Annotated in this window: 19 protein-coding genes; 13 read left to right on the top strand and 6 right to left on the bottom strand. The window is 66.9% G+C overall.

Annotated elements, in window-relative coordinates; translation table 11 throughout:
• Window positions 1-26 precede the first annotated feature (26 nt).
• From lipA to Q9G87_RS29770, 7 genes are all read left to right on the top strand, one after another.
• Window positions 27-956, top strand: a complete 930-nt coding sequence (lipA, locus tag Q9G87_RS29800) for a lipoyl synthase (protein ID WP_305919817.1) — start codon at window positions 27-29, stop codon at window positions 954-956.
• 108 nt (window positions 957-1,064) lie between these two features.
• A complete protein-coding gene (locus tag Q9G87_RS29795; RefSeq protein ID WP_305919816.1) occupies window positions 1,065-2,021 on the top strand; it encodes an AraC-like ligand-binding domain-containing protein in 957 nt (318 codons plus the stop codon).
• Window positions 2,022-2,113: 92 nt separating this feature from the next.
• Window positions 2,114-2,500, top strand: coding sequence for a VOC family protein (locus Q9G87_RS29790; protein WP_305919815.1), 387 nt, complete (start codon window positions 2,114-2,116; stop codon window positions 2,498-2,500).
• Complete coding sequence (locus tag Q9G87_RS29785; RefSeq protein ID WP_305919814.1) at window positions 2,476-3,288, top strand: alpha/beta fold hydrolase; 813 nt, start codon at window positions 2,476-2,478, stop codon at window positions 3,286-3,288. Before Q9G87_RS29790 ends, Q9G87_RS29785 begins: the two co-directional genes overlap by 25 nt.
• Before the next feature lie 57 nt (window positions 3,289-3,345).
• Window positions 3,346-5,853: a beta-glucosidase gene (locus Q9G87_RS29780; protein WP_305919813.1), complete on the top strand. Its 2,508-nt coding sequence runs from the start codon at window positions 3,346-3,348 to the stop codon at window positions 5,851-5,853.
• Window positions 5,854-5,917: 64 nt separating this feature from the next.
• Window positions 5,918-6,598, top strand: a complete 681-nt coding sequence (locus Q9G87_RS29775; RefSeq protein WP_305919812.1) for a DUF4191 domain-containing protein — start codon at window positions 5,918-5,920, stop codon at window positions 6,596-6,598.
• Window positions 6,598-7,362, top strand: a complete 765-nt coding sequence (locus Q9G87_RS29770; RefSeq protein ID WP_305919811.1) for a class I SAM-dependent methyltransferase — start codon at window positions 6,598-6,600, stop codon at window positions 7,360-7,362. The genes Q9G87_RS29775 and Q9G87_RS29770 overlap by 1 nt, the downstream gene beginning before the upstream one ends.
• A gap of 3 nt (window positions 7,363-7,365) precedes the next feature.
• On the opposite strand, the gene Q9G87_RS29765 is transcribed toward Q9G87_RS29770, so the two are convergent.
• Window positions 7,366-7,827, bottom strand: coding sequence for an RDD family protein (locus Q9G87_RS29765; protein WP_305919810.1), 462 nt, complete (start codon window positions 7,825-7,827; stop codon window positions 7,366-7,368).
• A gap of 77 nt (window positions 7,828-7,904) precedes the next feature.
• Here Q9G87_RS29765 and Q9G87_RS29760 point away from each other — a divergent pair, with 77 nt between their 5' ends.
• The 3 genes from Q9G87_RS29760 to glnA all read left to right on the top strand — a co-directional run bounded on the left by Q9G87_RS29760 (window position 7,905) and on the right by glnA (window position 10,300).
• Window positions 7,905-8,336 carry a hypothetical protein gene (locus Q9G87_RS29760; protein WP_305919809.1) on the top strand — a complete coding sequence of 144 codons (432 nt, stop codon included), beginning with the start codon at window positions 7,905-7,907 and terminating at the stop codon, window positions 8,334-8,336.
• On the top strand, window positions 8,333-8,749 hold the full coding sequence (locus Q9G87_RS29755; protein WP_305919808.1) for a hypothetical protein: 417 nt from the start codon (window positions 8,333-8,335) through the stop codon (window positions 8,747-8,749). The genes Q9G87_RS29760 and Q9G87_RS29755 overlap by 4 nt, the downstream gene beginning before the upstream one ends.
• Window positions 8,750-8,875: 126 nt before the next feature.
• Entirely contained in the window at window positions 8,876-10,300 is a 1,425-nt protein-coding gene (glnA, locus tag Q9G87_RS29750) for a type I glutamate--ammonia ligase (protein ID WP_305919807.1), read from the top strand.
• 27 nt (window positions 10,301-10,327) lie between these two features.
• Here glnA and Q9G87_RS29745 read toward each other — a convergent pair whose 3' ends face one another.
• The 4 genes from Q9G87_RS29745 to Q9G87_RS29730 all read right to left on the bottom strand — a co-directional run bounded on the left by Q9G87_RS29745 (window position 10,328) and on the right by Q9G87_RS29730 (window position 13,165).
• Complete coding sequence (locus Q9G87_RS29745; protein ID WP_305920060.1) at window positions 10,328-10,687, bottom strand: tyrosine-type recombinase/integrase; 360 nt, start codon at window positions 10,685-10,687, stop codon at window positions 10,328-10,330.
• 8 nt (window positions 10,688-10,695) lie between these two features.
• A complete protein-coding gene (locus Q9G87_RS29740) occupies window positions 10,696-11,475 on the bottom strand; it encodes a site-specific integrase (protein WP_305919806.1) in 780 nt (259 codons plus the stop codon).
• Window positions 11,476-12,181: 706 nt separating this feature from the next.
• Window positions 12,182-12,763 carry a hypothetical protein gene (locus Q9G87_RS29735; protein ID WP_305919805.1) on the bottom strand — a complete coding sequence of 194 codons (582 nt, stop codon included), beginning with the start codon at window positions 12,761-12,763 and terminating at the stop codon, window positions 12,182-12,184.
• A 285-nt stretch (window positions 12,764-13,048) separates the two neighbouring features.
• The gene (locus Q9G87_RS29730) at window positions 13,049-13,165 is read right to left on the bottom strand and encodes a tyrosine-type recombinase/integrase (RefSeq protein ID WP_305920059.1); all 117 of its coding nucleotides are present in this window, start codon (window positions 13,163-13,165) and stop codon (window positions 13,049-13,051) included.
• Between the two features lie 149 nt (window positions 13,166-13,314).
• On the opposite strand from Q9G87_RS29730, the gene Q9G87_RS29725 reads away from it, so the two are divergent.
• Both Q9G87_RS29725 and Q9G87_RS29720 read left to right on the top strand, forming a co-directional pair.
• Entirely contained in the window at window positions 13,315-13,920 is a 606-nt protein-coding gene (locus Q9G87_RS29725; protein WP_305919804.1) for a hypothetical protein, read from the top strand.
• A 441-nt stretch (window positions 13,921-14,361) separates the two neighbouring features.
• On the top strand, window positions 14,362-14,829 hold the full coding sequence (locus Q9G87_RS29720) for a helix-turn-helix domain-containing protein (RefSeq protein WP_305919803.1): 468 nt from the start codon (window positions 14,362-14,364) through the stop codon (window positions 14,827-14,829).
• A 376-nt stretch (window positions 14,830-15,205) separates the two neighbouring features.
• Here the strand turns inward: Q9G87_RS29720 and Q9G87_RS29715 are convergent, their stop codons facing one another.
• Entirely contained in the window at window positions 15,206-15,736 is a 531-nt protein-coding gene (locus Q9G87_RS29715; RefSeq protein ID WP_305919802.1) for a hypothetical protein, read from the bottom strand.
• Window positions 15,737-15,846: 110 nt separating this feature from the next.
• On the opposite strand from Q9G87_RS29715, the gene Q9G87_RS29710 reads away from it, so the two are divergent.
• Window positions 15,847-16,212 carry a DUF2809 domain-containing protein gene (locus Q9G87_RS29710; protein ID WP_305919801.1) on the top strand — a complete coding sequence of 122 codons (366 nt, stop codon included), beginning with the start codon at window positions 15,847-15,849 and terminating at the stop codon, window positions 16,210-16,212.
• Window positions 16,213-16,464 lie beyond the last annotated feature (252 nt).

Raw genomic sequence — 16,464 nt, 5'->3', positions numbered from 1 at the left:
CTCACCGGGAGACGTAAGCTGAGGACGTGACCGTTGCTCCTGAAGGCCGAAAGCTCCTCCGCCTGGAGGTGCGCAACGCCGAAACCCCTATCGAGCGCAAGCCCCCATGGATCAAGACCAAGCTCAAGACGGGCCCCGAATACACCGAGCTGAAATCGCTCGTGCGCCGTGAGGGCCTGCACACGGTCTGTGAAGAGGCGGGCTGTCCCAATATCTACGAGTGCTGGGAAGACCGCGAGGCGACCTTCCTCATCGGCGGCGACCAGTGCACGCGCCGCTGCGACTTCTGCCAGATCGACACGGGCAAGCCGAAGGAGTACGACCGCGACGAGCCGCGCCGGGTCGCCGAGTCCGTCCAGCAGATGGGCTTGAAGTACGCGACCGTGACCGGCGTGGCCCGTGACGACCAGCCCGACGGCGGGGCCTGGCTCTACGCCGAGACCGCCCGCCAGATCCACGCCCTGCTGCCCGGCTGCGGCGTCGAGCTGCTGGTGCCCGACTTCAACGGCAACCGCGAGCAGCTGGAGGAGGTCTTCTCCAGCAAGCCCGAGGTGTTCGCGCACAACGTGGAGACGGTGCCGCGGATCTTCAAGCGCATCCGTCCCGCGTTCCGCTACGACCGCTCCCTCAACGTGATCACCATGGCCCGCGAGGCCGGGCTGGTCACCAAGTCCAACCTGATCCTGGGCATGGGCGAGACCCGCGAGGAGATCGTCGAGGCCATGCGTGACCTGCACGCGGCCGGCACCGACCTGCTGACGATCACGCAATACCTGCGGCCGACGCCCCGCCACCACCCGGTGGAGCGGTGGGTGAAGCCGGAGGAGTTCGTCGAGCTGCAGGCCGAGGCCGAGGCGATCGGGTTCGCCGGCGTCCTGTCCGGGCCGCTGGTCCGCTCGTCCTACCGGGCGGGCAAGCTCTACAAGCAGGCCATCGAGGCGCGCCAGACCGCTTGAGACCGGCTGAGGACAGCCCCGGGCGCGCTCGCCCGGGGCTTCTTCGCTTCCGCGTGCTGCGGCGCGTCGTTACCATGGCCGGGGGCAGCCGACGGAGGGCGACGGGGCATGGCCGTACTGATCCGCACCAGTGATGTTCCGGCCAAGCGCCGCCACGATGCCTGGCGGAGCATCGTGTGCGACACGCTCGGCCCTCTCGACTTACGCATCGATCCCGACGCGCCGTTGCGGGGCGAGATCGAGATGGGGCGGCTCGGCGCCGTGGGCGTCGGACGGATACGCACGTCCACGCCGCACAGCGTGCACCGCACCGCCGGGCTGATCCACCGTGACAATCCCGACCTCTACCGGGTGGTGCTGGCCCTTTCTGGCAGCCCGCGCCTGGCCCAGGACGAGCGGTACACGCAGCTGAGCCGGGGCGAGTTCGCGATCTACGACTTCACCCGGCCGTACGAACTGGCCTATGACAGCGCCGTGCAGCTGGCCGTGTTCAGCGTCCCGCACGACCTGCTGGCCCTGCCCGCCGGCTCGGTCGCCGCGCTCACCGCGTTGCCCATCAGCGCCGACTCCGGCGCGGGCGCGCTGGCCGTGCCGCTGCTGCGCCGGGTGGCCACGGACCTCGACACGTACGCGCCGGCCAGCGCGGCCCGGCTGTCGACCGTGGTGACGGACCTGCTCAGCACCGCGCTCGCCGAGCGCCTGGAGCTCACGCGGGCGCTGCCTGCCGACGCGCGCCAGCGGACGCTGCTACTGCGCGTGCACGCCTTCATCGAGCAGCGCCTGGGCGAGATCGACCTGGACCCGGGCGCGATCGCGGCCGCGCACCACATCTCGGTGCGTTACCTGCACCGGCTGTTCGAGTCCGAGAACACGACGGTGGCCGCCTGGATCAGGCAGCGGCGGCTGGAACGCTGCCGCGCCGAGCTGGCCAGGGGCGGCGACAAGCCGGTGAGCGCGATCGCGGCCCGCTACGGGCTGCCGGACTCCGCGCACTTCAGCAGGCTGTTCCGGCGCGCGTACGGGATGCCGCCCGCCGAATACCGCCGCGCCGGCACGGTGCGCTGAACGTCAATTCGCCTGGCACCCAGATCCAAGACCGGCGAGCCCTTCGTCAGCAGACTGGAGGCATCAACCGATCGAGGGAAGGGATCAGGAACATGCAGCTCTTCGTCAATCTGCCGGTCAAGGACTTGGACCGGTCGAAGGACTTCTTCACCAGCCTCGGATTCCAGCTGTTCGGCATGGCCGAGGGCATGGCGTCGGTGATCATCAGCGAGCAGACGCAGGTGATGTTGCTGACCGAGCCGGTGTTCGCCTCGTTCATCGCCAAGGACGTCGCTGACGCCGCCGCGGCCACCGAGGCGATCCTGGTGCTCGGGATGGAGAACCCGCAGCAGGTGGACGAGCTGGTGGACAAGGCCCTGGCGGCCGGCGCGGCCCCGGCCGGCGTCAAGCACGAGGACGGTTTCCGGTACCAGCGCGGCTTCGCCGACCTGGACGGCCACCACTGGGAGGCGCTGTGCCTGGTGCAGCCCGCGTCCTGAGCGGCAAGGCGGTCTCCGCCGACGGCACCCCGATCGTGTTCGACGCCTACGGCTCAGGCCCGGCGGTGATCCTGGTCGCCGGGGCCATGATGGAGCGGGCGCACCCCACACTGACCGGCGTGGCGGCGGCCCTGGCGCCGTGGTTCACGGTCTGCTCCTACGACCGCCGGGGCCGCGGTGACAGCGGGGACACGCCGCCGTACGCGGTCGAGCGGGAGGTCGAGGACCTGGCGGCCGTCATGGCGGCGGCCGGCGGGTCTGCCATGGTGTTCGGCGGCTCGTCCGGGGCGGCGCTGGCGCTGGAGGCCGCGGTGCGGCTGCCGGGCATCGCCAAGCTGGCGTTGTGGGAGCCGCCGTACCACGTGGACGACAGCGCGCCCGCGCTCCCTGACGACTTCGCGGCGCAGCTGACCGCGCTGGTCGAGGCGGGCAGGCGGGCGGAGGCCGTGGAGCGGTTCCTGGTGGAGGCTGCCGAGGTGCCGGTCGAGGCGGTGGCCGGGATGCGGGGGCACGCGTTCTGGGCGCAGGCCGAGGCGGTCGCGCCCACGCTGGCGTACGAGGCCGCCGTGCTGGGTCCCGGCAACGCGCTGCCCGACGGGCGGATCGCGCAGATCAGGCGGCCGGTGCTCGTGCTCAACGGCGAGGACAGTCCCGGGTGGATGCGGAACGCGGGCGCGGCGGTCGCGGCGGCGGTGCCGGGCGCGGTTCACCGGGTCCTGGAGGACCAGGCGCACGACGTGGCCGTCGAGGCGCTGGTGCCCGAGTTGCTGGAGTTCTTCGCACTTTAGGTAACGCTAAAGTAACAAACCTATCGAGTGGTTGGTTTGCTGGTGAACACTGGGCGGGTGGACTTCGACGAACTGATCACCCGCCTGGACCTCACCACCAAGATCGGACTGCTCACGGGGGCGGACATGTGGTCGCTCCCGCCGGTTCCAGAGATCGGCCTGGACCGGCTCGTCATGAGCGACGGACCCATCGGCGTGCGCGGCGAGCAGTGGAGCTCCGCCGACCCGTCGATCGCGCTGCCGAGCCCGACCGCGCTCGCCGCGACCTGGGACCTGGACCTGGTCAGGCAGGCCGGGCGGCTGCTCGCCCAGGAGGCCCGGCGCAAGGGGGTGCACGTGCTGCTCGCCCCCACGCTCAACCTGCACCGTTCGCCGCTCGGTGGGCGGCATTTCGAGTGCTTCTCGGAGGATGCGTACCTGACGGGTGAGCTCGGCGCGGCGTACGTCGAGGGCGTGCAGGAGGGCGGCGTGGCCACCACACCCAAGCACTTCGTGGCCAACGACTTCGAGACCGACCGGTTCACCGTGGACGTCCGGGTGGGTGAGCAGGCGCTGCGGGAGGTGTACCTGCGGCCGTTCGAGCGCGTGGTTCGGGCGGGCGCCTGGGGCGTCATGACCGCGTACAACGCGGTCAACGGCACGACGATGACCGAGCACGCGGAGCTGGTCAACGGGGTGTTGAAGGGCGAGTGGGGGTTCGACGGGTTCGTCGTGTCCGACTGGACGGCGGTGCGTTCCACCGAGGCGGCCGCCATGGGGGGAACCGATGTGGCGATGCCGGGGCCGTACGGGCCGTGGGGCGAGAAGCTGGAGGCGGCGGTGCGGGACGGGCGCGTGCCCGAGGCCGTCATCGACGACCGGATCCGCCGCATCCTGCGCCTGGCCGCACGCGTCGGCGCCCTCCACATCCCGGACGAGTCCACCGGGGCCTTGGCCGCCTCCCCCACCGGCGCCTCCGACCCGGCGGCCGCCACGCGCATCGGCGCCTCGGCCACCGACCCGGCCGGCGCGGCCGAAGTTGCCGGCGCCGGCGAATGGGCCGATGCGCGGGCGGACGCGGACGCGGACACCGCCGCAGGGGACGCGGGTGCGTGTGGCGAGGTGATCGATGGTGTGGCGCTGGCGCGTGAGGTCGCCGCACGGGCCTTCACGCTGCTGACCAACGACGGCGTCCTGCCGCTCCGGGGCGCTCCGGCGATCGCCGTCATCGGCTCGGCCGCCGACAAGGCGCGCGTCATGGGCGGCGGCAGCGCCCAGGTCTTCCCCGACCGGATCATCTCACCCCTGGAGGGTCTCGGTGCGCGTGCCGAGGTCCGGTACGCCCTCGGCACCGACCCCCGGGTCCGCCTGGCACCGATCCCCTCCCCCACCAGGGCCCTGTTCCTGGACGAGGCGGGCGGCGTGCTGGCCGAGCACCCACTGGCCGACGGTGAGGCGCGCTGGATCGGCCAGCTGCCGCCGGACGTGGACGGCGATCGGCTCAAGGCGGTCCGGCTGGTGACCGCATACACGCCGGGGCTCTCGGGTGAGCACCAGCTGTCCGTCATCGGCGCCGGCGCCTTCACCGTCACCGTGAACGGCGAGACCGTCTTCGACGACACCATCGACCCACCGGGCGGCGACCCGGCGGCGGCGTTCCTTTCTCCGCCGGAGCGGCGGTTGAGCGTGCCGATGACGGCGGGCGAGCCCTACGAGGTGACCGTGACGCACCCCACAGGGGCGTTCGGCGGCATGGCGATCGTGTCCTTCACGCTCGGCCACGCCGACCCGAGCCCCGGCGACGAGGCGCTCATGGCCGAGGCCGTGCGGGTGGCGGCGGAGTGCGACGTGGCGGTGGTCGTGGCCGGGACCACGCCGGAGGTGGAGAGCGAGGGCTTCGACCGTACCGACCTCAGGCTGCCCGGACGGCAGGACGAGCTGATCCGCGCGGTGGCCGCGGCCAACCCGCGCACGGTGGTCGTGGTCAACGCGGGCTCGCCGGTCGAGATGCCGTGGGCCGGGGAGGTGGCGGCGGTGCTGCTCACCTGGTTCCCGGGGCAGGAGGCGGGGGCCGCGCTGGCCGAGGTGCTGTTCGGGGACGCCGAGCCGGGCGGGCGGCTGCCGACGACCTGGCCGCGCCGCCTGGAGGACGTTCCCGTGGCCGGTGTGACGCCCGTGGACGGGTCGGTGGCGTACGAGGAGGGGGTGTTCATCGGCTACCGGGCATGGCAGCGGTCGGGGAAGGAGCCGGCGTTCTGGTTCGGGCACGGCCTGGGGTATACGACCTGGTCGTACGACTCCATCGCCGCCGAGGGCACCACCGTCACGGTGGCCCTCACCAACACCGGCGACCGCCCGGGCCGCGAGGTCGTGCAGCTCTACGTCGCCGACGGGGCCGATCGGCGGCTGGCCGGGTTCGACGTGGTCGAGGCGGAGCCGGGGCAGACCGTGCTCACCACCGTCTTCCTGCCCGAGCGGGCCTTCCAGGTGTGGGAGAGCGGTTGGCGCACGCTCACGGGCGAGCACACGGTCGAGGCGGCACGCCACGTGGCCGACCCGCGGCTCTCCGTCACCGTCAAGATCTAGCCGTCGGCGAAATCGCCGGGCCGCGTTTCCCATAGCCCACCAGTTGGTTTGTATCCTTCAGAGCATGGCAAAGTCCGAGGATCCAGAGAAGCCGGGGCGCATCAAGCAGCTCCGCATGGTCGCGCAGATCATTAAGCAGGCCAATCCCAAGGGGATGCCGCTCGTCTTCCTCTCGGCGGTGGGCACGCTCGCTGTGGTCGTTGTGATCGGCCTGGTCACGGGCTATTTGTGGTATTCGGTCTTCATCGGCGTCCTGGCCGCGTTCACCGTCGGCCTGGTGGTGTTCGGTCAGCTCGCGCAGAGGGCGCAATACTCGATCCTGCACGGGCAGACCGGCGCCGCCGCCGCGGTGTTGCAGGGCATGCGGGGCAACTGGCAGGTCAACCCGGCCATCGCGGTCAACCGCGACCAGGACCTGGTGCATCTCGTGATCGGCTACCCGGGAGTCGTGCTGGTGTCCGAGGGGCCCGGCAACCGGGTGGGGAAGATGCTGGCGGCCGAGAAGAAGCGGATCGCCCGGGTGGTGCTGGGCATCGAGATCTACGACATCCAGTGCGGTGACGGCGAGGGGCAGGTGCCGCTGGGCAAGCTGCAGCGCCACCTCATGAAGCTGCCGCGCAACCTGAAGAAGCCCGCGGTCAACGAGGTCAAGGACCGCCTGCGCTCGCTGCCGCGCAACATGCCGCTGCCCAAGGGCCCGATGCCCAAGGGTGCCCGCATCCCACGCGGCCCCAAGATGCGCTAGTGCTGTCGCTTTCCTCGCGGGCCAACCGCGGCTGGTGGGACGGCAACGCCGATGACTACCAGGTGGAGCACGGCGAGTTCCTGCGTGACAGCGGGTTCCTGTGGTGCCCCGAGGGCGTGGACGAGGCCGACGTGCACCTGCTCGGGCAGGTGCGCGGGCGGCGTGTGCTGGAGATCGGCTGCGGTGCGGCACAGTGCGCGCGGTGGCTGGTGACGCAAGGTGCCGAGGTGGCGGCGTTCGACATCTCGCATCGCCAGCTGCGCCACTCCCAGCGGATCGATCTCGACACGGGGCTGCACGTGCCCGTGGTGCAGGCCGACGCCGAATCGTTGCCGTTCGCCGGCGCCGCCTTCGATCTGGCGTGCTCGGCGTTCGGGGCGCTGCCGTTCGTGGCCGACCCGCTCGCGGCGTTCCGCGAGGTGCGCCGGGTGCTCAGGCCGGGCGGCCGGTTCGTGTTCTCGGTGAGCCATCCCATCCGGTGGGCGTTCCCTGACGACCCGGGGCCGCGCGGGCTGACCTCCGACCGGTCCTACTTCGACCGCTCCCCCTATGAGGAACGGGACGAGCACGGCACGGTCACCTACGTCGAGCATCACCGGACGCTGGCCGACTGGGTCAACCTGGTGGTCGCCTCCGGCCTGACGATCACGGGGCTGCTGGAGCCGGAGTGGCCGGAGGGGCACGAGCGGGTGTGGGGCGGCTGGAGCCCACTCCGCGGCCGGCACCTCCCGGGTACGGCGATCTTCAGCTGCGTGCGCGCCTAGCGGTCACATTCGTACGGCCATCGTGTTGGACGCGCGGTCATGGATGCCGCGATGGTCGCGGTCGAAGATCAGCGCGGGCACGACCAGGCACAGCAGCACGGTGCGGGCCAGCACGGGCAGCCATCGGGGCCTGCCCCCGTCCATCGCGGCGACTCTGATCCCCATCAGCCGGTGCCCGAACGTCTGCCCCATGAAGCCGACCAGGATCAGATATTGCACGGCGAACACGGCCATGGGCGCCCACGGCGACTCGGCCGGATTCATCCTCAGCAGCAACTGCACGACGGCCCACGTGCAGATCACCCAGTCGATGACGAGGGCGCCGATCCTGCGGCCCCACCCGGCGATCGACCCGCTGCCCTCCTCGGGCAGCCCCAGGCGCTCGCCCGGGTATCCGAGGTCGACCCCGGCGGCCCGGACCCCGCCGAGCCACGTCTGCGTCCACCGAGGTTCCTTGCTGCTCATGCCCTCCACGGTATCCGCCCGATACGCCGGTCAGCATTGTGACCCAACCGCGTCGTGGAGCGGCCACGATGTACGCCATGCCAAACGGGGATGACCTTGACGAGCGTTTCAACGAGCTGGTCGCGCAGATCGACGCCGAAGAGCGGCGCAGGATGCGGGCCACCGCCAAGAAGGAGGCCAGGATGGGGCGCCGGAGCCGCTCAGGACGCCGGCCCGGCCGCGCCGACGGCCCGTCGCAGGACTCTCACTTAGCCGGGCCGCCGCGCCGGATCGGGCGGGTCTGGCTGGCGATGGCCATAGTCGCGGCGCTGATCGCGGCCGCGGGGGTCGTCATCACCCTCCGCCCCGACCTGCTGGCCTCCTCAGGCCCGATACCCGAGGAGACCATGCCGGTGCAAGCCGCTCCTCTGGCCGAAGTGCCGGAACCCGAGGAGACGGTGGCGGCGGAAACGACGGCGGGCCCGGAAGAGACGACGGCGCGAAGGAGCGGAACACCAGGTCATGGGTGACGAGCTTCGCGCCGAAGACCGCCGAGCAGGCCACCGATGTGATCAAGGTCCACGGCCGGACCAAGCTCTCGGCCTTCAACAAGGACGGGATCACTGGCGCCAAGCTGGAGATCAACCATTTGATCGTGTACGCGATCCGGCGCCCGGGTCGGCCCGACACGACGATGCGGCTGGTCAAGCACCACCGCGGCACCGTGCTCATGTACCGTGACGCACGGGGCACGATCACCTGGATCACCGATTGGGGCAGCAGCGCGACGCCCGCGCGGTGTGACGTACGCGACGGATATATCCACCCCGCGTACCCCGACTCGGCCCCTGATAGGGAAGTCCCGGTGGGCACGCCCACAGACCCATATGTCCTCGACGAGGAGCGGCACACGGGCGAGTGCCGCGCCGCCAAGAGAACATGATCGGCTCCCGGCTCGATCATGCGCGAAGCTGACCCTGCGTAACACGTGCGAAACAATCGAGACACCATACGGAAACGGCCAAGCCCTAGCGTCGGAATGATGGCCAGTCCCCAGGGAGGTTCGAGAGTGTTCAACTCCGCCGACGACGTCCTGAAGTTCATCAGTGACGAAGGGGTGCAGTTCGTCGATGTCAGGTTCACCGACCTGCCGGGGACGACGCACCACTTCACCTTCCCGGTAGAGAACTTCAGCGGAAGCGTCTTCACCGACGGGCTCATGTTCGACGGCTCGTCGATTCGCGGCTTCCAAGCGATCCACGAGTCGGACATGCTTCTGCTGCCTGACCCGTCGAGCGCCGTGGTGGACCCGTTCCGCCAGCACAAGACGCTCAACATCAACTTCTTCGTGCACGACCCGCTGACCGGCGAGGCATACAGCCGCGACCCGCGCAACGTGGCGCGCAAGGCGGAGGAATTCCTCAAGGGCACGGGCATCGCCGACACGGTCTACTTCGGCCCCGAGGCCGAGTTCTACATCTTCGACGACGTGCGCTTCGAGACGAAGCAGAACGCCGGCTATTACTACATCGACTCCATCGAGGGCGCCTGGAACACCGGCAAGGCGACCGAGGGCGGCAACCTCGGCTACAAGCCGCGCTACAAGGGCGGCTACTTCCCGGTCCCGCCGATGGACCACTTCACCGACCTGCGCTCGGAGATGGTCCGCAACCTCATCGAGTGCGGCATCGAGGTCGAGATGCAGCACCACGAGGTCGGCACCGCCGGTCAGGCGGAGATCGACTTCAAGTTCGGCACGCTGCTCAAGACCGCCGACAACCTGATGCTCTACAAGTACGTCATCAAGAGCACGGCCCTCGAGTACGGCCACACGGTGACGTTCATGCCGAAGCCGATCTTCGGCGACAACGGCTCGGGCATGCACTGCCACCAGTCGCTGTGGAAGGACGGCTCGCCGCTCTTCTACGACGAGGTCGGCTACGCCGGCCTGTCGGACACGGCCCGCTACTACATCGGCGGCCTGCTCAAGCACGCCCCGTCGCTGCTGGCCTTCACCAACCCGACGGTCAACTCCTACCACCGCCTGGTGCCGGGCTACGAGGCGCCGGTCAACCTGGTCTACTCGCAGCGCAACCGGTCGGCCTGCGTCCGCATCCCGATCACGGGCTCCAACCCGAAGGCCAAGCGCATCGAGTTCCGTGTGCCGGACCCGTCGTGCAACCCGTACTTCGCCTTCTCGGCCATGCTGATGGCGGGCATCGACGGCATCCGCAACAAGATCGAGCCGCCGGAGCCGGTCGACAAGGACCTCTACGAGCTGCCGCCGGAAGAGGCCCGCAACATCCCGCAGGTGCCCGGCTCGCTCACCGACGTGCTCAACGCGCTGGAGGAGGACCACGACTACCTGCTCGAGGGCGGCGTGTTCACGCCTGACCTGATCGAGACGTGGATCTCCTACAAGCGGGAGAACGAGGTGGACCCGATCCGGCTGCGTCCGCACCCGCACGAGTTCGAGCTCTACTACGACGTATAGCCGGTTACCGCGCGGTGAGCTGCACGTTCATCGCGCGGTTCCTGTCTGGTTCTGCCTCAGTTCCGTCCGAGCGGCAAGCACCGCATCGATCGCGGCCCGCGTCGACTCGTCAGAGTCCGGCCAGAGGTGGCCGTAAGTGTCGAGGGTCGTCGTGGCGCTCGCGTGCCGTAGGCGGGCCTGGACGACCTTGACGTCGGCGCCGGAAGCAATCAGGAGCGACGCGAGGTAGTGCCGCAAGTCGTGGAATCGAAAGCCCGTGGGAAGGTCCTCTACCTTGCTGCGGGCTTTTCGCATTGCACGCTCAAGCTTCCAAGGGCCGACCTGTTCCCTGTTGTCGTCCGTCAGGATCGTTTCGGCGCTGTAGCTGGCCTGGACATGGGCCGACAGTTCAAGCGTTAACGACGCAGGGATAGGGATGGGTGTGCGAGAGATCTCGGTCTTGGCGGCTCGGCGGGATACTGCACGTTGGGGTGAACAATCCCGCGCATGAAGTCGAGATCAGAGACGCGCAAGCCACAGACTTCGGCCATTCGGAGACCAACGAACGCACCGAGCAGAATCGCCGCCCGGTATCGCTCGGGCATCGCGTCGTGCAAGGCCCAAACTTGATCAGTTGTCGCGACGTAGGGTCGCTGTTTCCCCTGTCCGGGTGACGTCCTCCGCGAGCATGGCGAGCGGGGAATGATCCCGTCGTGCACGGCGTCGGCCATGATTTGCGCGAGGCGAGCGTGCAATGCGTAGACGTAGGAATCAGCCAGCCCGTCCTCGCGAAGGCGTGAGGTCCAGGAGCGGACATGCGACGGGCGTAGCGCTGACAGTTGCATCGCCCCCAGGTGCGCCGTGATCTGAGCGATGTGCACCCGTGCCTGCCGGACCGTCGACGACCGCCGGGTGGCATAACCTGCGAGCCAAGTCTGACACCATTCCGACAGGGTGAGCCGAGCCGACCTTGGGTCGATATAAATGCCACGTGCCGCGTCGACCTCTTGAGCAGCGGCATAGCGATCAGCGTCGACCTTCTTAGCAAATGCCTTGGTCTTTTCTCTGCCGTCCGGGCCGGCCCAAACGGCGAGCCACCGCTTAGCGTTCTTGTTTCCGCCATTGTCGGGATGCTTGCCGGTCTTTTTCTTGACGCCCTGGACCTCGGAGAACCAGAGATCTTTAACCCTGGCCATAGTCGTTCCCGATCAACGCCTTCACCTCACTGACAACGAGTTCCACAACGCGAACACTAGACCCGAGCGCGGGGGTTGCTGGGATAACGATGTCGGGAGAACACTCAGGCGGCTCCCTGCTGCTCGCGGAACCATGCCATGACGTCAGCAGGCAAGTAGCGGAGATGCCGACCGACGCGAGCGGCTTTGGGACCCGGGCCGCACGCGCCGCCGTCTCGGCACGCCGCCGCCTCCCGCTGGCGCTCCCGGCGGACGGCTAAAAGCACCGCCGGACGGCTGGCGCGGACGAGTGGAAGGGGGCCGCCGTGCGACAGCACAGCCTGATCACAGGGGAGCGCATCTCCCGGGTCACGAGGAAAGGGCCGGTCAGCGCACGCATGCGCGGTCACGTGGCCGGCCTTACAATATGCCTCCGGCGGGGGCGCTCCGGCTCCGGGATGACGTTCGAACACGCGTGAAGGTTGTGGGGTGGCTGGTGGGATCCATCCCGTCTGCCATCGACCCAGGCAAGCCCAGCAGACCGCCTCCTCCGCCGCAAGCCCGGCTGTGACCGTTGGCGTCCAATGACCGTGGAAAGTGCCCAACCGCAGGGACACGTCAAGCCGGGCTTGCACCTCCGTCACCGGCCCGCTGCCGCTCCGCGGTGGGTCGACGGCAGACGGGATGGATCGGGCGGGCTAGTGGCTACGCGGTCAAAGCGAAGAAGTTACGTATCCAGCGTCTTCCGAATTCCGCGTAGATATTCCCAAGCATCGAAAGCAATCGGATCCCCCGAATATCCGACAATTAGATTATAATCACAGTGCCTTGCATAAGCTTCTTTACTAAAGCCTTTCGGAATATAATTTGACAACAACTCTGAGTTCTTTGAGCACAGGATAGATAGAAAATGCATAAGCTTGTCTATGGGGGTGCCATCTAGCTCCTCGTCATCATAAAGCTCATGGTTGTAGACCCAATAAGCGCATTCAAGCTCCATTCGCGCATGCTTTAACTCAAGTGACGGAGACCCATCACAATCTGTGTCAGCGCTGTGATGCTTATGACTATCCGTTTCTTCCTCTAGAATGTGCAAACATTTACCGACTACTCTGAACATCTCGATGAGAGCGGCATGCTGCGAGGCTACCTGCCGCGCTCTACGTTCTTCTCTGACTGTTGCATTAATCTCTAGTCGCGCGGCCTCAAGCACTCCACGTACCTGAAGACGTGCACCCCACGCAGTGAAGAAGCCACCTACGAGCGCTCCCAAGATTCCCGCAATAGCACCTACCCAGAAGTCTGCCATGTCCCCATGTTGCATGATTTCGGACACCCACGTGCACTTCTCAGCGTTGCTTCACACCGAAGCGATCACTACCGTCTGCCGCCGGTTGTAGACAAGCAGGCCAGCGACTGACCAGCTTGACACCGGGGCGCGCAGCCAGACGCCAGTCGCAGGATTTCTGACGCTCGGGACATCGAGAGCTTGAGTGGCAATCTGAGTGACATCAGGAGCGCATTGCCCCCGCTCACCAGTGCACAGCCCTACACACTAAAACGCCCGCGCTCGTCAGAGTGACAACACGTTGCGCTAGGGGGCCATATTGGCGCTCGCGTGCCGCAGACGGGCCTGGACGACCTTGACGTCGGCGCCGGAGGCGATCAGGAGCGACACAAGGTAGTGCCGCAAGTCGTGGGTCGATGGCAGGCGGCATGGACGGGCACATCAGAGATCGCGATCTACGACTGGGAGCGCTTAAGGCCCCTTGTGAAGATCATCACCTCTGGTCCGGAACTGAGAGCAAGGGGGGTTCGTCTAGTAGTTATCAGTCCCACCCGCTCAGAGGAGAGCCGCCCGTGAGTACCTGGGAAATGGTAAGCGCAATCAGCAGTGCAGTCAGTACGTTCACCGTGACTGGTGCTCTGATTTACGCCGCACGCCAACTCAGGGAAACCCGGCACAGCCGCGCCATCACCACATTGCTAGCCGTTCACAAAGAGTGTCAGGCCCCTCAGCTAACCGCCATCCGTAGACGGTTACGCAACGGCGAGTTCTCCGACATCAGCACCGTCAGTGGGGCAGACCGCGACGTGATCAGTGATCTGCTTAAGCAAATGGAACTGGTTGGATTTCTCGTACAACGTCGCCTAGTCGATCTCGACGACGCCATCAGTCTGTTCCCGCAAATGCCACTAACCTACAGCCAAGCGCTGCCCCACATCGAAGACAGGCGCCTCACGAATCCCGGCTACGCATCCAAGACAGAGAGCCTTATCCGCAGATACAATACAGTCGCCGCAGAAAAAGTAGAAACATCGCTCAAGCCGGCAATAACTGACTCAATTCCAGAGCAGTGGACAAGCTCCACGAATAGTCTCGCCTACGACTTAACCAGCCAGAATAGCCGGGAGGCTGAGCCGGTAGCCCTCCAGCAGCCGACGCGAAAAGAGCCTGATCTATAGGCCCAACTCGTGGAAGATATGCAAGCAATGGAACACACCATACCGGAGCGTCTCCGTCGCCGACCCACTGACACTTGGTATCCCAGCACCCGGCGCTTCCATGACAGGTGGGGAACGACGGCAGACGCAAGGCCATCTGAGCTTCTGACTGTCAGTTCCGTTCTGGTTCCGTCTGAGACCGCAAAACACCAGAAACGGATGGGAAACGTTGAGAGCCGTGTCGCCTGGTCAGAGCACCACGCGACGCCATCGACGCAGGTTGGGGAACACCAGGCGAGAGTTCGAGCTCTACTACGACGCCTGATCCGATCTGATCGGAACGGCCCGGAACTAGCTATGATTCCGGGCCGTTTCGTGTTCACTCGCCCAGGGCGACCAGAAGGCCGTTACCTTGTTCGGGAGCCAGTATGTGAAGCATCGGGAAGCGGATGAGGGGCAGCGGTGAGCGGGCACAGCAAGTGGGACCGGGAGGCGGTTGCGGCCCAGTTCACGCCGGAGGAGCGGGCGCAGGCGCGGCGGGAGATCGACGCCTACGTGGTCGGTCATCGGCTCGCCGAGCAACGCAAGCGGGAAGGGCTCACGCAGGCGCAGATGACCGAACGCATGGGCGTCGCCAAGGGCCGAGTCTCACAGATCGAGCGCGGCGACGTGGCCACCATGGAACTGGCCGGCCGCTACGCGGCGGCCATCGGCTGGCACGTGCGGACGGTGCTGGCCAAGGACTGCGGCGAGATCAAGATATGGGGTCATTGTCTCCAGCTTGGCCTGGTCCTTGCTGAACTTCACCCACGGGATGTGGTTGGCCTCGGCGAAGAAGACACCGCGCGCCGGAACCGATCACCCAGCTACTTGAACCGCACGGGCGAGGGAAGCGGGAAGGCGCCCGGACAGGAACGCCACCACCTGTGAGCTGGTCTGCTGGATCGGTACGTAGGCGTTGAGGTAGATCCGGCCCAGGCATTCGAAGTCCAGCTCCACATGCCGTCGAGAATCTCGTTCACCGTTACGACCCGCGCCACGACCCACCGCAACCGTTTCTATGGTCGTCACGGCGAACTCAGCGTTACGAAATCGCCAGCAGAACCAGCAATCTCGGCAGTCCGAGGCGAAGCCTCGGTAGTACTCCAGTGACATTTCGCGATCATGGTTGAGATCTACGCTGGTATTGGCAGCGTCGGGCGACGGCCTGGTGTCGCCGTCGCCAGGAGGACCAGTGCAGGACCTCCTCAGCTGGACGTTGGCGCCGGGATGGGATGAGAACCGATCGCAAGACATCACTGGAGTGCTATCCGCCCCGCGTTTGCCGCAGAGTCATCCAGACGGCTACGGCTTGCATCATCCCGGCGCAGAGCGACTCCAATACCAAGATTCTGTGGTCGACCGCGACGGTGAACAGGGCCGTGATCGAGGTCAGCAGCATGGAGGTGGGGAACGCGGCGTAGAGGCTGAGGGGCCAGAAATCTGAATGATCGCCGCCGACCCATGGCTCAGTTGGCCTGTCGGGCATGGTGAGCAGGCTCAGCAGAGCGAGTGACACAACGATTCCGATATATGTCAGGGTCACTCTCGGCAAAACCCTGTCTGCTCTGCCGATGGCTGGAGGATTACGCGCTGCCGATCTTCTCCTGCCGAGGATGATCCGCCATATCGCCAGGCATTGAACCAGTCCGGTAATGGTCAGGAATCCAACGTGCGCGTTGAGTCTGGACCCCCCGAATAAGCCCTCGGGGACAATCGAACTCAGCCCTGCCGACCAGGCCCACTCTGCGACGACGCTCAAGGGGAAGCTTGCCAGGAACGGCCAGAGCAGCTCCATTCCGCTCCACCGCGGTCGCTGACCTGCCGCAATCAGCATGCCGCCATAAGGGACGAGCTCTATGATCAGGTTCGTCCTGATCGTTGAGATTCGGAGAAGATGTCAATCACATGCGCCGTGCCATGGTCCTTCTGGGTGGCGTCGCCCTCGCCGTCGGCGCGTTCGCCCTCTTCTACCGGGGCCCGGGACAACCGTTCATCCGCGGTTACGTGAGCGACGTCGGCGCCACCATGCTGGTCTACGCGTTCTTGGGGCTGCTGTGGCGCACCACCGCCGCACGCCGCACCCTGGCCACGGCCGCGACCGCCGCCGCCGTCGAGTTCTACCAAATAGTCGGCATGACCCCGCCGGGCATCGGCGGTGTCCTGGTCGGCGCGTTCCCCGACCCATGGGACCTGGTCGCCTATGCCATCGGTGTGGTCGCAGCCCTGGCCTGGGAACGCCGATTGGTCCGATCCGGTGATCAGACCGGCTGACTCTCGGACTCCACCCCACCGGCACGCTGACGGTACGGATGCCCCACAGCGGCGAGGTCATCGGGTTCGTCCTGCGCGGCGGCCAGCCGTTGCAAAGCAGGACGAGGTCCGGCCCATATAAGCCCAAACCCACATTCACCAGGTGTAGCCACTGGCGAGGAGCCTGATGAGCGGCGCGCGGCGGACACGGGTTGATGTACCGGATAAGGGACGGTTATCCGGTACATGGCCGTCGCCAAGGTATCGGCGACC

It is taken from the genome of Nonomuraea turcica, assembly GCF_030718205.1.
Classification (GTDB): domain Bacteria; phylum Actinomycetota; class Actinomycetes; order Streptosporangiales; family Streptosporangiaceae; genus Nonomuraea.
This window is presented reverse-complemented; position numbering and strand designations above follow the sequence as displayed.

Bases quoted from the DNA above. Each gene is read 5' to 3' on its own strand.
- Q9G87_RS29795 (WP_305919816.1), top strand. From the start codon at position 1,065: ATGGCCGTACTGATCCGCACCAGTGATGTTCCGGCCAAGCGCCGCCAC.
- Q9G87_RS29790 (WP_305919815.1), top strand. From the start codon at position 2,114: ATGCAGCTCTTCGTCAATCTGCCGGTCAAGGACTTGGACCGGTCGAAG.
- Q9G87_RS29775 (WP_305919812.1), top strand. From the start codon at position 5,918: ATGGCAAAGTCCGAGGATCCAGAGAAGCCGGGGCGCATCAAGCAGCTC.
- Q9G87_RS29765 (WP_305919810.1), bottom strand. From the start codon at position 7,827: ATGAGCAGCAAGGAACCTCGGTGGACGCAGACGTGGCTCGGCGGGGTC.
- Q9G87_RS29760 (WP_305919809.1), top strand. From the start codon at position 7,905: ATGCCAAACGGGGATGACCTTGACGAGCGTTTCAACGAGCTGGTCGCG.
- Q9G87_RS29740 (WP_305919806.1), bottom strand. From the start codon at position 11,475: ATGGCCAGGGTTAAAGATCTCTGGTTCTCCGAGGTCCAGGGCGTCAAG.
- Q9G87_RS29735 (WP_305919805.1), bottom strand. From the start codon at position 12,763: ATGGCAGACTTCTGGGTAGGTGCTATTGCGGGAATCTTGGGAGCGCTC.
- Q9G87_RS29715 (WP_305919802.1), bottom strand. From the start codon at position 15,736: ATGGAGCTGCTCTGGCCGTTCCTGGCAAGCTTCCCCTTGAGCGTCGTC.
- Q9G87_RS29710 (WP_305919801.1), top strand. From the start codon at position 15,847: ATGCGCCGTGCCATGGTCCTTCTGGGTGGCGTCGCCCTCGCCGTCGGC.